The 16,594-nt window shown below is 64.6% G+C and carries 16 protein-coding genes; 9 read left to right on the top strand and 7 right to left on the bottom strand.

The genetic code is table 11. The annotated features are described in order from the left end of the window. The coding region (locus tag ACN4E0_RS07490) for a sensor histidine kinase (RefSeq protein WP_419566888.1) at positions 1–534 on the top strand (534 nt) is incomplete at its 5' end. Here ACN4E0_RS07490 and ACN4E0_RS07495 read toward each other — a convergent pair. After that, on the bottom strand, positions 531–1,751 hold the full coding sequence (locus tag ACN4E0_RS07495) for an alpha/beta fold hydrolase (RefSeq protein ID WP_419566889.1): 1,221 nt from the start codon (positions 1,749–1,751) through the stop codon (positions 531–533). The two genes, ACN4E0_RS07490 and ACN4E0_RS07495, sit on opposite strands and share 4 nt — an antisense overlap. 89 nt (positions 1,752–1,840) lie before the next feature. On the opposite strand from ACN4E0_RS07495, the gene ACN4E0_RS07500 reads away from it, so the two are divergent. Further along, the gene (locus tag ACN4E0_RS07500) at positions 1,841–2,695 is read left to right on the top strand and encodes an AAA family ATPase (protein WP_419566890.1); all 855 of its coding nucleotides are present in this window, start codon (positions 1,841–1,843) and stop codon (positions 2,693–2,695) included. 57 nt (positions 2,696–2,752) lie between these two features. Here ACN4E0_RS07500 and ACN4E0_RS07505 read toward each other — a convergent pair whose 3' ends face one another. After that, positions 2,753–4,153: a methyl-accepting chemotaxis protein gene (locus ACN4E0_RS07505; RefSeq protein ID WP_419566891.1), complete on the bottom strand. Its 1,401-nt coding sequence runs from the start codon at positions 4,151–4,153 to the stop codon at positions 2,753–2,755. Positions 4,154–4,277: 124 nt separating this feature from the next. Here ACN4E0_RS07505 and ACN4E0_RS07510 point away from each other — a divergent pair, with 124 nt between their 5' ends. Together ACN4E0_RS07510 and ACN4E0_RS07515 are read left to right on the top strand one after the other, a co-directional pair. After that, positions 4,278–5,459, top strand: coding sequence for a vWA domain-containing protein (locus ACN4E0_RS07510; RefSeq protein WP_419566892.1), 1,182 nt, complete (start codon positions 4,278–4,280; stop codon positions 5,457–5,459). A gap of 4 nt (positions 5,460–5,463) precedes the next feature. After that, the gene (locus tag ACN4E0_RS07515) at positions 5,464–6,297 is read left to right on the top strand and encodes a DUF817 domain-containing protein (protein WP_419566893.1); all 834 of its coding nucleotides are present in this window, start codon (positions 5,464–5,466) and stop codon (positions 6,295–6,297) included. On the opposite strand, the gene ACN4E0_RS07520 is transcribed toward ACN4E0_RS07515, so the two are convergent. The 4 genes from ACN4E0_RS07520 to ACN4E0_RS07535 all read right to left on the bottom strand — a co-directional run bounded on the left by ACN4E0_RS07520 (position 6,294) and on the right by ACN4E0_RS07535 (position 10,917). Continuing rightward, positions 6,294–7,574 carry a spinster family MFS transporter gene (locus ACN4E0_RS07520; RefSeq protein ID WP_419566894.1) on the bottom strand — a complete coding sequence of 427 codons (1,281 nt, stop codon included), beginning with the start codon at positions 7,572–7,574 and terminating at the stop codon, positions 6,294–6,296. The genes ACN4E0_RS07515 and ACN4E0_RS07520 overlap by 4 nt on opposite strands. A gap of 144 nt (positions 7,575–7,718) precedes the next feature. Continuing rightward, positions 7,719–9,176, bottom strand: coding sequence for a tetratricopeptide repeat-containing sulfotransferase family protein (locus ACN4E0_RS07525; protein WP_419566895.1), 1,458 nt, complete (start codon positions 9,174–9,176; stop codon positions 7,719–7,721). Beyond that, a complete protein-coding gene (locus tag ACN4E0_RS07530; RefSeq protein WP_419566896.1) occupies positions 9,176–10,378 on the bottom strand; it encodes an exo-beta-N-acetylmuramidase NamZ domain-containing protein in 1,203 nt (400 codons plus the stop codon). The genes ACN4E0_RS07525 and ACN4E0_RS07530 overlap by 1 nt, the downstream gene beginning before the upstream one ends. Further along, on the bottom strand, positions 10,375–10,917 hold the full coding sequence (locus tag ACN4E0_RS07535; protein ID WP_419566897.1) for a DOMON-like domain-containing protein: 543 nt from the start codon (positions 10,915–10,917) through the stop codon (positions 10,375–10,377). Before ACN4E0_RS07535 ends, ACN4E0_RS07530 begins: the two co-directional genes overlap by 4 nt. A 32-nt stretch (positions 10,918–10,949) precedes the next feature. Between ACN4E0_RS07535 and tyrS the strand changes: the two genes are divergently transcribed. The 5 genes from tyrS to ACN4E0_RS07560 all read left to right on the top strand — a co-directional run bounded on the left by tyrS (position 10,950) and on the right by ACN4E0_RS07560 (position 15,625). After that, a complete protein-coding gene (gene tyrS, locus ACN4E0_RS07540) occupies positions 10,950–12,179 on the top strand; it encodes a tyrosine--tRNA ligase (RefSeq protein ID WP_419566898.1) in 1,230 nt (409 codons plus the stop codon). 113 nt (positions 12,180–12,292) lie between these two features. Then, complete coding sequence (locus tag ACN4E0_RS07545) at positions 12,293–12,631, top strand: PilZ domain-containing protein (RefSeq protein WP_221603884.1); 339 nt, start codon at positions 12,293–12,295, stop codon at positions 12,629–12,631. 74 nt (positions 12,632–12,705) lie between these two features. Continuing rightward, a complete protein-coding gene (locus ACN4E0_RS07550; RefSeq protein WP_419566899.1) occupies positions 12,706–14,016 on the top strand; it encodes an MFS transporter in 1,311 nt (436 codons plus the stop codon). Continuing rightward, positions 14,013–14,930, top strand: a complete 918-nt coding sequence (cysK, locus tag ACN4E0_RS07555) for a cysteine synthase A (RefSeq protein WP_419566900.1) — start codon at positions 14,013–14,015, stop codon at positions 14,928–14,930. Before ACN4E0_RS07550 ends, cysK begins: the two co-directional genes overlap by 4 nt. Then, the gene (locus tag ACN4E0_RS07560) at positions 14,930–15,625 is read left to right on the top strand and encodes a dienelactone hydrolase family protein (RefSeq protein ID WP_419566901.1); all 696 of its coding nucleotides are present in this window, start codon (positions 14,930–14,932) and stop codon (positions 15,623–15,625) included. The genes cysK and ACN4E0_RS07560 overlap by 1 nt, the downstream gene beginning before the upstream one ends. Positions 15,626–15,680: 55 nt before the next feature. On the opposite strand, the gene ACN4E0_RS07565 is transcribed toward ACN4E0_RS07560, so the two are convergent. Then, the coding region (locus tag ACN4E0_RS07565; protein ID WP_419566902.1) for an acyl-CoA dehydrogenase C-terminal domain-containing protein at positions 15,681–16,594 on the bottom strand (914 nt) is incomplete at its 5' end.

Genomic DNA, 16,594 nt, shown 5'->3' on the forward strand with positions numbered 1-16,594 from the left:
ATGCAGGCCAACCAGACCGAGGACGCGGGGACCAGGGAAGTGCTTGCCGCCACCCAGAACCGTATCCGCGCGATCAGCAAGGTGCATCACAAGCTCTATACGCGCGACGACATCACCACGATCGATCTCGACGAATATCTCGATATGCTGGTGGAGGAATTGCGCCAGTCGCTTGCCGAAGGTCCGGCGGCCATCGAGGTGAGGCTGGCGACCGAGCCGGTCGAGGTTTCGCCTGACACCGCCGTTTCGGTCGGAGTGATCGTCAACGAACTCGTCAGCAACGCGGCCAAATACGCCTTTGCCGATGGCGGATCGGGAACCATCGACATCGCCTTGGCCCGCGCCGGCGAGACCGGTTACGCGATCACCGTGAGCGACGACGGGGCTGGCATGGGCCAGTCGGCGAAGCCCAGCGGAAGCGGTCTGGGCATGAAGATCGTCGATGCGATGACGCGCGGACTGGGCGCCGAACTCGAACGGATTCCGTGCGAAAGAGGCACCAGCCAACGGCTCACGGTGGGAGCGAAATTCTAGGCCGCCACGTCGGTATGGATGTGCAGCTCGCCCTCGAGCGTGCGGTGCACCGGGCACTTGTCGGCGATCTCGGTGAGCCGCTGCCGCTGATCCTCGTCCAGGCCGTCGCCGCGCAGTTCGATCCGCCGGTTGAGCGCCTGCAGCGAGCGGCCCTCCTCCATCGCCGTGACATGGCCGGAATCGTGCTTGTGATCGCGCTCGTGAGTCACCGTGACGGTCACCCCTTCGAGCGGCCAGCCCTTCCGCGCGGCATAAAGCTCCATCGTCATGGCGGTGCAGGTGCCAAGCGCGGCATTGAGCAGGTCGTAGGGGGTCGGGCCACTGTCGTCGCCGCCATAGCTGGTGGGCTCGTCGGCCAAGAAACGGTGGCTGCGCGTATGGACTTCGGTGCCGAATTTCCCGTGTCCGGTCTTCACCACCACGCCTTCTTTGGGCATCGGCCAGTCTTCGCGCATCGGGATGTAGCGATGCGCCCAGCTGGCGATCACATCGGCGGCAAAGCGCGCATCCTCGCTGCGGGTGAGCAGGTGATCGGCACCCGCCAGGCTGATGAAGCTCTTCGGATGCTTTGCTGCGGTGAATAGCTGCGCCGCATTGTCGACATCGACGATCTCGTCGGTCGGCGAATGGCAGAACATCAGCGGAATGCGGAGCGCCTTCACCCTCGCGAGCAGGTCGACCTCGCGCACCGCCTCGACGAAGTCGCGGCTGAGATTGTAGCGATGGCCGCCGATATCGACCTGGCCCTCGCCGTCGCGCTCGATCGCGGCGAGATCGCCCTTCACGGTGCCGAGCACGTGTTCGACCTCGGCCGGCGCACCGATGGTCGAGATGGCGGCGACAGTGCCCTCGTCCAGCATGTCGGCGGCCGCCAGCACCGCCGCCCCGCCGAGGCTGTGGCCGACGAGCAGCAGACCCTTGCCGAAACGCGCGGCGAGATAGCGCGCCGATTCGATCAGGTCCTCGAGGTCGCTGGCGAAGCCCGCGCGACCGAAATTGCCGCCGCTCTGCCCCAGACCGGTGAAATCGAAGCGCAGCGTCGCGATGCCGTGCTGCGCCAGCGCGCGCGTTACCTCGATCGCCGCGCGGCTCTGCTTGGTGCAGGTGAAGCAATGCGCGAACACCGCCGCGCCGCGCACCAGCCCGTTCGGCAATTCGAGCGCGCCGGACAGTTCGTAGCCGCGGGTGGTCGGTATGGTGAGCCGTTCGGTCGGCATGTGTCCTCCTCGGGTCTGATCCCTCAACGCCCCCTTGCGCGTCTCGTGCCCGCCCCCTAACGCTAACGTAAAGTTGCAAGGGAAAACCGATGACCGAACCGACGCGTTTCGAAGGCACGAAATCCTATATCGCCACAGACGACCTCAAGGTTGCCGTCAATGCCGCGGTCACGCTGCGTCGTCCGCTGCTGGTCAAGGGCGAGCCGGGTACGGGCAAGACGGTGCTGGCGCACGAGATCGCCAAGGCGATCGACGCCCCGCTGATCGAATGGAACGTCAAGTCGACCACCAAGGCGCAGCAGGGTCTCTATGAGTACGACGCGGTCGCCCGCTTGCGCGATGGCCAGCTGGGCGACGAGCGCGTCCACGACATTTCGAACTACATCAAGAAGGGCAAGCTGTGGGAGGCGTTCACCTCCGACCAGCTCCCGGTCCTGCTGATCGACGAGATCGACAAGGCCGACATCGAGTTTCCCAACGACCTGTTGCAGGAACTCGATCGGATGAGCTTCGACGTGTACGAGACCCATACAAGGATCGAGGCGAAGGAACGCCCGATCGTGGTCATCACCTCGAACAACGAGAAGGAGCTGCCCGACGCCTTCCTGCGCCGCTGCTTCTTCCACTATATCAAGTTCCCCGACCGCGAGACCATGCGCGATATCATCGAGGTCCATTTCCCCGGCATCCAGAAGAACCTCGTCACCAAGGCGATGGAGGTCTTCTACGAAATCCGCGAAGTGCCCGGCCTCAAGAAGAAACCCTCGACCAGCGAACTGCTCGACTGGCTCAAGCTGCTGCTCAACGAGGACATGCCGCTCGACGTACTGCAGGACGCCAATCCCAACGCCGCGATCCCGCCATTGCACGGCGCACTGCTCAAGAACGAGCAGGACGTGATGATGTTCGAACGCCTCGCCTTCATGGCGCGCCGGCAGACCTAGAACGCCGGCCCGCACGCTCGCGCGGACCGGTGTAGGGGCCGGTATACAGGCGTCGGCTCAGTTGAAGCTGTAGGCGAGTTCGAAGTCGCCCCAGCGCCGGCCGTTGATGTGGACCGGCACGTAGACGTTGCGCACGACGAGGTAGTTCTTGCCATCACCCTCCTGGCGATAGACCGCCATGGTGTAGGGATCGCTCGTGGTCTTGGCGACGTAATCGACGCCTTCGAGGATGATCCGTCCGTTGCGGCAATATTTGGTGTCGTGCGCCAGTTCGCCGGTCGGCTTGCGCGAATGTTCGCTGACATGCGTCGGCAGGAAGCCTTTCATGTCGGCCTGCGAGCACATGATCACCGCCCCGCCCTCGCCGCTGACGCGATCGTTGAGCGGGCGCCAGTTGGCATCGGCCCAGTCGCTCAGCCCGGTGCGGAACAATTCCGGGTTGGTCCCGGGCACCTTCTGGTAGTTCTGGTCGAACAGCTGGTCCATCGTAAGCTTGCCTTCGGCGATAGCCTGCTCGGCGATAGCGACGATCTCCTGCGCATGGCCCTTGGCCTTTTCGACCATGGCGCTGTCCTGCGGCGACAGGCCGGCCTTGACCAGCTTGTCGAACATGTCGCTGGCGATCAGTTCGAGCTCTTCCATGCGGCCGTGCGCGCTTGCGAGCTTCTCCTCGTTCTCGCTGACCGCGCCATCGAAATCGCCGAGCACGTCCTGCACCCGGTGGACATGACCCGAGATGGTCGCGGTGTTGCGGGCGATCAGGTCCTGCTGGCCGTCGACTTCGGACAGCAACTCGGTGACGCTGCGCATGGTGTCTTCGATCGAACTCACCGAGTTCTTGGCCTGGCTGCTCGCCTGTGCGCCGGTCTCGATCTTTTCGATGACCATGCCGGCCTCGTTGCCCAGCATGTCTATGGTCCGCCCGATCTCCTCGGTCGCCTTGCGGGTCTCGCTGGCGAGCGCCTTCACCTCGTTGGCGACGACCGCAAAGGTGCGGCCCTGCTCGCCCGCGCGCATCGCCTCGATGGTGGCGTTGAGCGCGAGGATATTGGTAGTCTCGGCGATCTGGTCGATTTCCTGGCTCGACCGGCGCACCTGGTCCATCGCCGCGGCGAAGCCGGTGACATGCTCGGTCAGCGTTTCCACCAGACTGAGGAGATTGCCGATCTCATTGAGCGAATTGCTGATCATGGTCGAACCATGGGTGAGCCGTTCGATCGCCCGCTCGGAGAGCAGGCGGGCTTCGTCGCTCGCCTCGAGCACCTTGCGCTGGTCCTCGTCGAGCGCACTCACCGTGCCCTGAAGTTCGACATATTCGCTGCGGAGATGGCCGAAGGAATCGATGACCCCCTGGACGATGCCTGCAACGTCCGAACAGCCCACGGTTACCTTGCCGCAAGCTTCCGGAATCTGGTCCAGGGCCGATGCGCCACGGGCATCGATCGCGCTGAGTTCCATTCTTGTGTGACCCCCGATATATTCTGCTGCAAGCTCCCTTAAAGACAGATGGTTAGCGGAGCGTAAAAATGCTTTGCGATTCCGGCACTGGTGCAGCCGTTCAGCACGCGCTAGACCGACGGCCATGTTCTTCAATTTCGTCGACGAGTTGCGCGCGGCGGGAATTCCCGCCAGCTTCAAGGAACACCTCACGCTGATCGAGGCTCTCGATCGCGACGTGATCGAGCAGTCACCGGAGGCGTTCTACTACCTCAGCCGCGCGACATTCGTGAAGGACGAAGGCCTGCTCGACCGCTTCGACCAGGTGTTCCAGAAGACCTTCAAGGGCATCCTCACCGATTACGGCCAGAACCCGGTCGATATTCCCGAGGACTGGCTCAAGGCGGTGGCCGAGAAGTTCCTCACGCCCGAGGAAATGGAGAAGATCAAGAGCCTGGGTGACTGGGACGAGATCATGGAGACGCTCAAGAAGCGGCTCGAGGAACAGGAAAAGCGCCACCAGGGCGGCAACAAGTGGATCGGCACCGGGGGCACCAGCCCGTTCGGCAATTCGGGTTACAACCCCGAGGGCGTGCGGATCGGCGGCGAGAGCAAGCACAAGCGCGCGCTCAAGGTGTGGGACAAGCGCGAGTTCAAGAACCTCGACAACACCAAGGAACTCGGCACCCGGAACATCAAGATGGCGCTGCGCCGCCTGCGCCGCTTCGCACGCGAAGGCGCGGCGGACGAACTCGATCTCGACGCGACGATCGAGGGCACCGCGAAGCAGGGCTGGCTCGACATCCACATGCGGCCGGAGCGGCACAATGCGGTGAAGCTGCTGCTGTTCCTCGACGTCGGCGGTTCGATGGATCCCTTCATCAAGCTGTGCGAGGAACTGTTCAGCGCGGCCACGGCCGAGTTCAAGAATCTCGAGTTCTTCTACTTCCACAACTGCCTCTACGAAGGTGTGTGGAAGGACAACCGCCGCCGCTGGCAGGAGCGCACCAAAACCTGGGACGTGCTCCATAAATACGGCCATGATTACAAGGTGATCTTCGTCGGCGACGCGGCGATGAGCCCCTATGAGATCACCCATCCGGGCGGCAGCGTCGAGCATATGAACGAGGAAGCAGGCGCGACCTGGATGCAGCGCGTGGTCAACACCTATCCCGCGACCGTGTGGCTCAACCCCGTGCCCGAAAAGCAGTGGAGCTATTCGCAGTCGACCAAGGTGATGAAGCAGATCGTCAACGACCGCATGTATCCGCTGACGCTCGACGGTCTCGATGACGCCATGCGCGAGCTGAGCCGCAAGCAGGGGTAGAGGCTTGAAACACAGCCGTTTCGAGGCTGTCCGCCTTCGCCTCGAGCGGTTCGATCCCGGCAGTGGTTGGCGGCTGTGGCTCTACGAATTCCTGCTGTTCGGCTTCAAGCAGGGCTGGGCCTGCCTGTTCGGCGGGCTGATGCTCGCGCTGCTGCTGGCGACGCATTTCCTCTATCCCGCCGATGCGCCGCTTCATCGCTATGATTTCCTGACCCTTTCGGCCTTCGCGATCCAGGCAGGCATGCTCGCCTTCCGGCTCGAAACCTGGGCCGAGGCCAAGGTCATCCTGATCTTCCACGTCGTCGGCACGGTGATGGAGCTGTTCAAGACCGCCGCTGGATCGTGGATCTACCCCGAGGCGAGCGTGCTCCACATCGGCGCGGTACCCCTGTTCTCGGGCTTCATGTACGCCGCCGTCGGGAGCTATATCGCGCGCGTCTGGCGGATCTTCGATTTCCGCTTCACCGCCTATCCCCCGCGCTGGACGACCTGGGCGCTGGCGGCGGCGATCTACGTCAACTTCTTCGCGCACCACTGGCTGCCCGACATCCGCTTAGCGCTGTTCGCGATCACGATCCTGCTGTTCTGGCGGACCCGCATCCACTTCCGCAATTGGCGGCTCCATCGCTGGATGCCGCTGCTGCTCGGTTTCATGCTGGTCGCGCTGTTCATCTGGGGCGCGGAAAATATCGGCACCTTCGCTCGCGCCTGGCGCTATCCGGGGCAGGAGAATGGCTGGCAGATGGTGAGCCTCGCCAAGCTCGGCAGCTGGTTCCTGCTGATGCTGATCAGCTTCGTACTGGTCGAACTCGTCTCACCCGTGCGCGACCCCGACTAGCCCTTCCGGTCGAGCTCCTCGTCGAGCCGCAGGCTGCAACGCCAGAAGAAGAAGGCGGGGATAAGGCTCATGATGCTCGCGCAGTAGAGGACGTACTGCACGCTATCCTCCCCGAAGGAAGGCTTGAGCCCATCGGACAGCATTCCGAACAGCAGCGGTCCGAGCCCGAGTCCGATGAGGTTCTGAAAGAACAGCAGGACGGCCGAGGCGAGTGCCCGGGCCTGCGGGGCGACGAGTCCCTGAACGCTCGAATAGGTCGGCCCGTAATAGAGCGAGCCGAAGAAGGCGGGCAGGAACAGGATCGCCATGGCCACGCGCCAGTCGGCTGTCGAATAGCCCCAGATCGCGGTCGGCGCGACGAGGAGCATCCCGAGCGCGGCAGCGGTCAGCACATGCTGGCGCTTCACCGCGCCGTAGCGGTCGGCGATCCGCCCGCTCATCCACGTGCCGAGGATGCTCCCCGCGCCGTTGACGATGCCGAACCACAAGCCGACCTGCCCGGGAGTGAGGCCGTGCGTTCGCTGGAAGAAGATCGTCGCCCAGGTGACCTTGCCGTAGCTCAGGAAGGCGGCCGCCGATGCTGCGACCAACAGCAGGACCAGGGCGCGGCTCGACAGGATCGCGCGGATTGCTGCGAAAGTCGGCAGTGGCTGAGCGTGGCCGGCCTGCGCGATGGTGGCGGCGTGGCGCGGTTCCCTGAGCACCAGCCAGACGACCACGGCCATCGCGACACCCGGCAGGCCGACAATCATGAAGGCGTGGCGCCATCCGAGTATATCGACCAACTGCCCGCCGATAATCATGCCGAGCACGGTCCCGATCGGGATACCGAGCGCGTAGAAGCCCAGCGCCGAGGCACGGCGTTCCTTGGGCACCATGTCGCTGATCAGCGAATGCGCGGCAGGTGTGCACCCTGCCTCGCCTACACCCACACCGATCCGGGCGAGGAGTAGCTGAATGAAGTTTTGCGCCAGGCCGCACAGCGCGGTCATCGCCGACCATATTGCCAGCGCCGTCGCAATCAGACGCGGGCGGCTTGTCGTCGGCCGGTCCGCATAGCGCGCAATCGGCAGGCCGAGCACGGTATAGAACAGCGCGAAGGCGAGGCCGGTCATCAGACCGATCTGCGTATCGCTCAGGAGCAACTCCTTCGCGATCGGCTCGGCGAGGATGTTGACGATCTGCCGGTCGATGAAATTGAAGATGTAGACCACCAGCAGGATCCACAGGGTCACCCGCAAGGATCCACCGGTCTGCCGTGCCGCCGCAGTCGCCATTCATTCTTCTCCCGAAGCGCGGGTATGCCCGTCGCTTTCGGCCAAGCTTCCCTGCCCAAAGCGTTTCGTCAAGGTCGTTGGTCGAAAATCGAATGTGCGGTCGGGTGCGATCACTTATCCCGCGCTTCCAGTTGCCGGGGAAGGTCAACTGCCATCGGGATGCCCGAATCGCTCGAACAGGGCGTCGAGATGCGTCGCATAGTTCCGCCAGCGCCCCGACGACCGGCCGTAGAGCGGCTCGCGCACCTGCCAGGCGCTTGCGGTCCGCACCGAGCCGGTCCCGGCGTGCGGCTCGAGACATGCCTCTTCCCAGTCGAGGCCGAGAAATTCCAGCAGGCTGGCGATCTGGGCGCGCGGCTCGCGCACCAGCGCATCGTAATCGGCAACATGGATGTCGCCGGGGTAGGCTTGCTTCCAATGCGCTGCCAGCCGTGCGAACTGCGCATACCAGTGTGCGCAACTGTCGAGCGAAGAGCCGTAGGTCAACGCCGGATCGAGATGGGCGAAATAGACCGACAGGCAATTGTCCCAAGGATTGCGGTGCGTCAGCACGATCTTCGCACCCGGGAACATCCGCTTGATCAGGCCGACATGGAGGAAATTGTCGGGCCGCTTGTCGGTCAGCCCGGCCGGATCGAGGCCGATGTCATCGAGCAACGCCCGGTAGCGCTCGCCCAAACGCGCAAAAAAGCCGGGGTCCTTACCGGCCACGGCATCGGGATAGGGTTGCAGTTCTTCGCGTACGATCCGCGGCAGGATGGGCAATTCGCCCCCTGCCGTGAGCTCGCTATGCGAAGACAGGATTCGTTCGACCAGCGTCGAGCCGGAGCGGAACATGCCGCAAATGAAAACCGGTGCGGGATCGCCCCTGCCGGGCGCGCCATCGCCCTCGCTGCCGAACTGTTCGATGATCCGCCCCACGAAGGCCTCCGCCCCGGACCGATCGTAGCCATGGGGGGCGAGAGCGCGGCTTCCCTCATTGGCGGTACGATAGGCGGCGAATGCAGCGTCATAGTCTCCGCACTGGTCGAGAGCGCGGCCGAGCGCATAACCGAGATCTGCCCGATCGAGCGGAGAGCGCTCGGTTCGCAGCGTCGCGTTGCGTAGCGACTCGATCAACGGATCGTCCGGGGACTCGAAGCGGGTCACCTCGACCAGCCGCATCAGCGCCAGCGCATTGTCCGGTGCAAGGTTCAGCGCCTCGTGATAGGCCTTGCGGGCGGCGTCGCGGTCACCGGCGTCTTCGTGGATATTGCCCAGATTGATCAGCGCCGGGACATAGCCCGGCCTTGTTTCCAGCGCCGTTTCGAGGGCGCGGCGTGCCTGCTCCGCATCCGCGAGATCGTCGACCAGGATCACCGCACGGTTGAGATGGATTTCCTCGGCAGCTCGTGCGCCGTGCTCCAGCGCCGCATCATAGGCAGCGAGCGCCGCACGAGGTTCGCCATTGCGCCGCAGCAGGAGGCCGTAGTTGAGCCAGTCGTTCGGACGGTGCGGATCGAGGGCGAGCAAGCGGCCGTAGGTGTCCCGAGCCGCGTCGAGCCGACCCGACCGATAGAGCAGTGCTGCCTCCCGCGAGAGAGCGTCCGCTTCGCCCGCCATCAGCTGTAGATCAGGTGCGGGGCGATACTCTCGCGCCAGACGGCCTCGTCAGCCTCGGCGCGCTCGTCGAGATCGTCGGGCACCGCCGCGGCATCGTCGACCCATTCGCGCAGGGCCGGCCCGCCGTTGATGACGTCGATCGCGAGCCGGTCGAACTCGTATTCGTAGGGGAAATCGCGCCACAGCGGATAGTCGGGATAAAGGCGGCGGATCGCCTTGAAGGCCAGCGCCTGCAGGCGCCAGGGGCGGAACGCGTGATGGTCGTAGAACTTGCCTTCGGCATGCACCATCAGCCCGTTGCACAGCGCGCCGGCATGCTTGTGAAAGGTCGGCTCGAACCAGCATTCGCGGATCGCGCAGCCGCGCATCCACACCGGCGCCAACTCATGCATCTCGGCGAGCACTGCCCTGGCATCGACATCGGGCGCGCCGAACAGCACTTCGAGCGGGCGTGTGGTTCCCCTGCCCTCGCTCAGCGTGGTCCCTTCGAGCATGACCGTACCGGCATAGGCGCGCGCCATGTTGAGATTGGCGGCATTGGGGCTGGGGTTGATCCAGATGCGGTCCTCGGGCCAGCCGTATCCAGGCGCCTTGCCCGGCGTCCAACCACGCATCTCGATCACCTTCAGATCGACGTCGAGCTTGAAGTGGTCGACGAACCAGCGCGCCATTTCGCCCATGGTGAGGCCGTGCCGCATGGTCATGGGCGCGGCGCCGACGAAGCTTTCCTGACCGGGTTCTAGCAGCGTGCCCTCGACCGGGCCGCCGGCGGGATTGGGACGGTCGAGCACCCACACCGCCTTGCCCGCCTTCGCCGCTTCCTCGAGCAGATAGAGCAGCGTGGTGACGAAAGTGTAGATACGACAGCCGAGGTCCTGCAGGTCGAACAGGAAGACGTCGGCGCTCGACATCATCTGGCCGGTCGGGCGGCGCACTTCGCCATAGAGGCTGAAGACGGGAATGCCGTATTGCGGATCGGTCTCGTCCGCGGTTTCGACCATATTGTCCTGCTTGTCGCCCTTGAGTCCGTGCTGCGGACCGAAAGCGGAGCTCACGTTGACGCCGCGATCTATCAGCGCGTCGAGCGAGTGGTCGAGGCTCGCGGTGACCGATGCCGGGTGGGCGACCAGCGCCACTCGCCTGCCCTCGAGCGGTGCGCGCAATTCCTCTTCGGTGATGAGCCGATCGATGCCGAATTTCATGCCGGGCTCGGTGCCGCAAGCTGCGCGGTGAAGCAAGCGGGATCGTGGAAGTCGGGGGCGTCCGAGCAGTGGTCCAGCGCCCAGTAGCTCTTCCGCCCGCCGGTTTCCTCGATGACGCAGGTCAATGCCATGGCGCACTGGTCGGTAGGCAATCCGGCACGCGGGATCGCGGCATCGAAGATGGCGAAACTGCTGCCGCGGCGGATGGTGCACGACGGCTCGCGCGGCATGGCGCGCTCGGCCATTCCCTCCCGGCAGGAAGCGAAATCATAGGCGTTCCATCGTTCGGACGGAGACAGGTTGAATTCGCAATAGGCCTTTCCGGTACCGGGCCGGAGAAACAGTTCGAAACAGGTGGTTTGCCACAGGCCGTCCGCCCGGCCCTTGCCCGCGAATTTCGGGATCACCAGATCGCCCGAACCCTCGATCCGCCAGCGCAGCCGCAGCCAATTCTCATCGACTCCGACGAGCCGCGCCTCGATCCTCGAAACCGTCAGCGGTGGATGGGCCGGATGGGGCCGCAATCGATACGTTTCCATGCCGTCCCTTACCTGCTAGCGGGCGCTTCGTCATGAGCAACTATTCGTCCGATCTCTTGCGCCTGCTCAAAGAGCGCGGCTATATTCATCAGGTCACCGACGCCGCGGGCCTCGACGCGCTCGCAGCCAAGCAGGTCGTGCCCGGCTATATCGGCTTCGATGCGACCGCGCCTTCGCTCCATGTCGGCAGCCTCGTCCAGATCATGATGCTGCGCCGGCTCCAGCAGGCGGGCCACAAGCCGATCGTGGTGATGGGCGGCGGAACAACCAAGGTCGGCGATCCCAGCGGCAAGGACGAAAGCCGCAAGATGCTGACCGACGCGGATATCGCGGCGAACATCGCCGGCATCCGCGAGGTCTTCGAGCGCCTGCTGACCTTCGGCGACGGCCCCACCGACGCGGTCATGGTCGACAATGACGAGTGGCTCAGCGAGCTCGGCTACATCGAGTTGCTGCGCAATGTCGGCCCGCATTTTACCGTCAACCGCATGCTGACCTTCGATTCGGTCAGGCTGCGGCTCGAGCGCGAGCAGCCGCTGACCTTCCTCGAATTCAACTACATGATCCTGCAGGCCTACGATTTCCGCGAGCTGGCGCAGCGCTACGGCTGCCGCCTGCAGATGGGCGGCAGCGACCAGTGGGGCAATATCGTCAACGGGATGGAACTCGCCCGCCGTATGGACGGCAGCGAGCTCTTCGGCCTGACCACGCCGCTGCTCACCACCGCCGACGGGGCCAAGATGGGCAAGACCGCTGCGGGCGCGGTGTGGCTCAACGAGGCACAGCTGCCGAGCTACGATTTCTGGCAGTACTGGCGCAATGTCGACGATCGCGATGTCGGCCGCTTCCTCCGCCTGTTCACCGACCTCCCGCTCGACGAGATCGCACGGCTCGAGGCGCTGGAAGGCGCCGAGATCAATCACGCCAAGACGGTCCTTGCCAATGAGGTAACCAAACTCGTTCGGGGTGAGGAAGCCGCCGCGATGGCCGAGCGCACCGCGACCGAAACATTCGCCGGTGGCGGCACGGGGGAAGATCTCCCCTCCCTGGAAGTGGGCGACCCGGGAATGCGCATCGGCGCGGTCCTCACGGCGCTCGGTTTCACCGCTTCCAACGGCGAAGCCAAGCGCAAGCTGGCCGAAGGCGCGGTCAAGCTCGACGGCGAGACGATCACCGATCCGGGCTTTCTCGTCAGCATCGCGGCGAACGAAGAGGCCAAGCTCAGCCTGGGCAAGAAGAAACACGCGATCCTGCGTCGCTGACACTTCCCAAGCGACAGGATTTGTTGGCGAAACCGGTTTCGGGTTTACCATTTGGCAGCCTTTTGCGAGCATAGGAATCAATCTAACTGCATCGTTGCAAAAGGATCGCCAGAATGGCTGTCGGAGCCCAACTCAGCGTAACCGACCAGCGGCGGATGGCGCGTCACCCGGTAGACCATCCGGTGATTGCCGAGCATTTCGGCAAGGGTGATGTGCGGCTGCACATCGCCAATATTTCCGCCAATGGCTTCATGATCGACAATGCCGACGGCGTGGGCCGCGGCGAACGCGTGATCGTCCGCCTCCCCGTCATCGGCCGGATCGAGGCCTACTGCATCTGGACCCGCGACAATCGCGCCGGCTTTCAGTTCGAACGGATCATCCGCATCGACGATTTCGTCGCCATGATCGATACGCTCCAGCCCAACCCGCGCCTGCGCAAGCAGCGCTAGGACCCAAAGCCTTCTTCTAGAACGACAAGCAGGCCCGTCTTCACAAGCGAAGGCGGGCCTGCCATGCGTCCGGCGTGACCGAGACCGAGACGCCCACACCCGAATCCTCGCCGCTCAGGATCGCCAATTTCCGCGCCTATTTGCTCAGCCGGCTGACCATGACGCTGGCGCAATATGCGATGATGCTGATCATCGGCTGGCAGACCTACAACATCGCGCGCGACAGCGGGTTGGGGGTCGCCGCAGCTTCGGGCCAGCTGGCGATGATCGGATTGCTGCAATTCGTGCCGCTGTTCCTGCTGACGCCCTTTTCGGGCTGGGCCGCGGATCATTTCGACCGCCGCACCATCGCCCGCCTGACCGTGATCGCGCAATTCGGTTGTGGCGCGGTGCTGGCATGGCTGACCGCGAGCGACAACCTGACCCTCCCCGCGCTCTTCGGCGTCGCCATCGTGCTCGGCGTGGTGCGCGCCTTCAACGGCCCCGCGCTCTCGGCGCTCGCCCCCAACCTCGTACCCAAGGCGATCCTCCCCAACGCCATAGCGCTGTCGAGCATCGCCTGGCAGGTGGGCATGATCGTGGGACCGGCGATCGGCGGCTATACCCACGCGATCCTCCCCGCGCTGCCCTATTTCGTCGCCTGCGCGCTGTTCGCGGTGGCGCTGACCGCGCTGTCCTTCATCGGCAAGGTCCCGCAGCCGCCGCGCGAGGCCAACAAGCGCCCGATCCACCAGATGGTCGAAGGGCTGCGCTATGTCGTGCGCAACAAGATGGTTCTCGGCGCGATCACGCTCGATCTCTTCGCCGTCTTTCTCGCCGGGGCGACCGCGCTGTTCCCGGTGTTCGCGCGCGACATCCTTCAGGTCGGCGAGACCGGCCTCGCGCAGCTCGCCATGGCTCCCGCGGTCGGCGCCGCACTGACCGCGCTATGGTTCAGCTTCCGTCCGCTGAAGACCAATGTCGGCCCCAAGATGCTCGTCTCGGTTGCGCTGTTCGGCTTCGCCACCGTGGTGTTCGGCCTCTCGACCTGGATGCCGCTCAGCCTCGCCATGCTGTTCATCGTCGGCGCGGCGGACATGTTCAGCGTCTATATCCGCCAGTCGCTGATCCAGCTGCACACGCCCGACGACAAGCGCGGCCGCGTGTCGTCGGTAAGCCTGCTGACGATCAGCGCCTCGAACGAATTCGGAGATTTCTTCTCCGGTAGCCTCGCTTACCTCGTCGGCCCGGTGCTGGCGGTGGTCGGCGGCGGCGCAGGAGCGATCGTCACCGTCGTCATCTGGGCGCGCATATTCCCCGTCTTGCGGACGACCCGGACCTTTGACCCTCCCGAAGAATTGATAGACACTCCCCCCGAAGAGACATTGCAGGAGCAGATGCCATGAAAGCCGACTCCGTCCTCGCCACCATCGGTGGCACCCCGCACATCCGCCTCGCGCGCCTGTTCCCCGACCACGAGGTCTGGGTGAAAAGCGAGCGTGCCAATCCCGGCGGTTCGATCAAGGACCGCATCGGCCTCGCCATGATCGAGGATGCCGAGAAGGCGGGCAAGCTCAAGCCCGGTGGCACGATCATCGAGCCGACCAGCGGAAACACCGGCATCGGCCTGGCGATGACCGCCGCCGTCAAGGGCTACAAGCTGATCCTCGTCATGCCCGAAAGCATGAGCGTGGAGCGTCGCCGCCTGATGCTCGCCTATGGCGCGAGCTTCGACCTGACGCCCAAGGAAAAGGGTATGAAGGGCGCGATCGAGCGCGCGCAAGAGCTGGTCGAACAGACCGAGGGCGCGTGGATGCCGAGCCAGTTCGACAACGAAAGCAACTGGAAGGTCCATGCGCGCACCACCGCGCAGGAGATCCTCGACGACTTCGCCGATACGCCGATCGACGCGCTGATCACCGGCGTCGGCACCGGCGGTCACCTGACCGGCTGCGCCGAGGTACTGAAGAAGGCCTGGCCCGCCATGAAGGCCTGGGGCGTCGAGCCCGAACTCTCGCCCGTCATCAGCGGCGGCCAGCCGGGCCCGCACCCGATCCAGGGCATTGGCGCGGGGTTCATCCCCGGCAACCTCCACACCGATGCCATCGAGGGCGCGATCCAGGTCGATGCTGCCGACGCCAAGGAAATGGCGCGCCAATGCGCGGTGAAGGAAGGCCTGCTGGTCGGGATTTCGAGCGGCGCGACTCTCGCGGCGATCAAGAAGAAACTCGCCGATTTACCTGCTGGTTCGCGTGTGCTCGGCTTCAACTACGACACCGGCGAGCGTTATCTTTCGGTGCCCGACTTCCTGCCCGAGTGATGGAGTTCGAGAAGGTCGGATATGGGGATGGCGCGGTCGAACTGACCGCGCTTCATGCACGGCCAGAAGGGACGGCTCGCGCCGCCGTCGCGATCTTTCCGACCTTCATGAATTCCACCCCCGGGGTCGAGGCGAAGGCGCGGCGGCTGGTCGAGGCGGGCTATGCCGTGCTGATCGGCGATTTCTACGGTCCCGACACGCCGACGAATTTCGAAGAAGCCTTCGTCGCCATGCGCCGTTTGCGCGCAGACCCGCAGGCGATGCGGCAGCGGTTGCGCGCGACGATCGACCTGCTCCGTAAGCTCGAAACCGAGCTGCCGCAGCTGGCGATCGGATTCTGTCTCGGCGGGATGGCCGTTCTCGAAATGGCGCGTGACGGACAGGAATTAGTCGCCGTAGCCAGCTTCCACGGGCTGCTCGAAACCGCCCTTCCCGCCGACAAGCCGATCCCGGCGCGGATTCTCGTCTGCCACGGTGATGCCGATGCGCTCGTTCCGCGCAGTCAGGTCACAGGCTTCTGGGAGGAAATGGACGCGGCGCAGGCCGACTGGCACTTCCACAGCTATGCCAGGGTGGACCACGGCTTCACCAATCCGCGGATGCTCGATGGCTCACCCAATCCGGCTTACGACGCCAGCGCCGATCGGCAGAGCTGGGCGGCGATGCATGCCTTGTTCGACGAACTGCTCGGCTGAAACGAAAAGGCCCGAGCCGAAGCCCGGGCCTTTCAAATTCTAGAAGGTCGGACGCTTACGCGGCGGTGGCGAAGGCCTCTTCGCCCAGCGCCATCATGCTCTCGCTGCCCGTTTCCAGCTTGCGGCGCAGCGCGCCGGCATCGGGCAGGAAACGGTCCATGTAGTAGCGCGCCGTGGCCAGCTTGGCTTCGTAGAACGCCGTGTCCTCGGCCCCGCCCGCCAGCGCAGCCTGCGCGACCTTGGCCATGCGCAGCCACATCCAGCCCAGCGTCACGATGCCCATGATGTGCATGTAGTGGTGCGCGCCCGCCCCGAGATCGTTCGGGTTCTGCATCGCATTGTTCATGAACCACATGGTTGCGGCCTGCTGCTGTCCGAGCGCCTTCTCGAGCGCCTCGGCGAGCGGACCGAGATCCTCGTCGCCCTTGGCGGCGGCGATGTCCTCGCCGATCGCCTTGAAGAAGGCCTGGATCGCGGCGCCGCCCTTGCTGGCGAGCTTGCGGCCGCACAGGTCCATCGCCTGTACGCCATTGGTGCCTTCGTAGATCTGCGCGATACGCGCATCGCGCACGAACTGGCTCATGCCCCATTCTTCGATATAGCCGTGGCCGCCGAAGACCTGCTGCATGTTGGTCGCGACTTCATAGCCCTTGTCGGTGCCGTAGCCCTTGATGACCGGGGTCAGCAGCCCGATCATCGCGTCGGCTTCGGCGCGTTCTTCCTCGGTCTCAGCCTTGTGGGTCAGGTCGACCAGCAGGGCGCCCCACAGGCACAGCGCGCGCATGCCTTCGGTAAAGGCCTTGGCGTCCATCAGCATCCGGCGCACGTCGGGGTGGACGAAGATCGGGTCGGCCTGTGCCTCGGGTTCGGCCGGGCCGGTCAGTGCGCGGCCCTGGCGCCGGTCGAGCGCGTAGGCCACCGCATTCTGGTACGCGACCTCGGCCTGGCTCAACCCCTGGATGCCGACGC

It is taken from the genome of Qipengyuania sp. (assembly GCF_048550555.1).
GTDB lineage: Bacteria > Pseudomonadota > Alphaproteobacteria > Sphingomonadales > Sphingomonadaceae > Qipengyuania.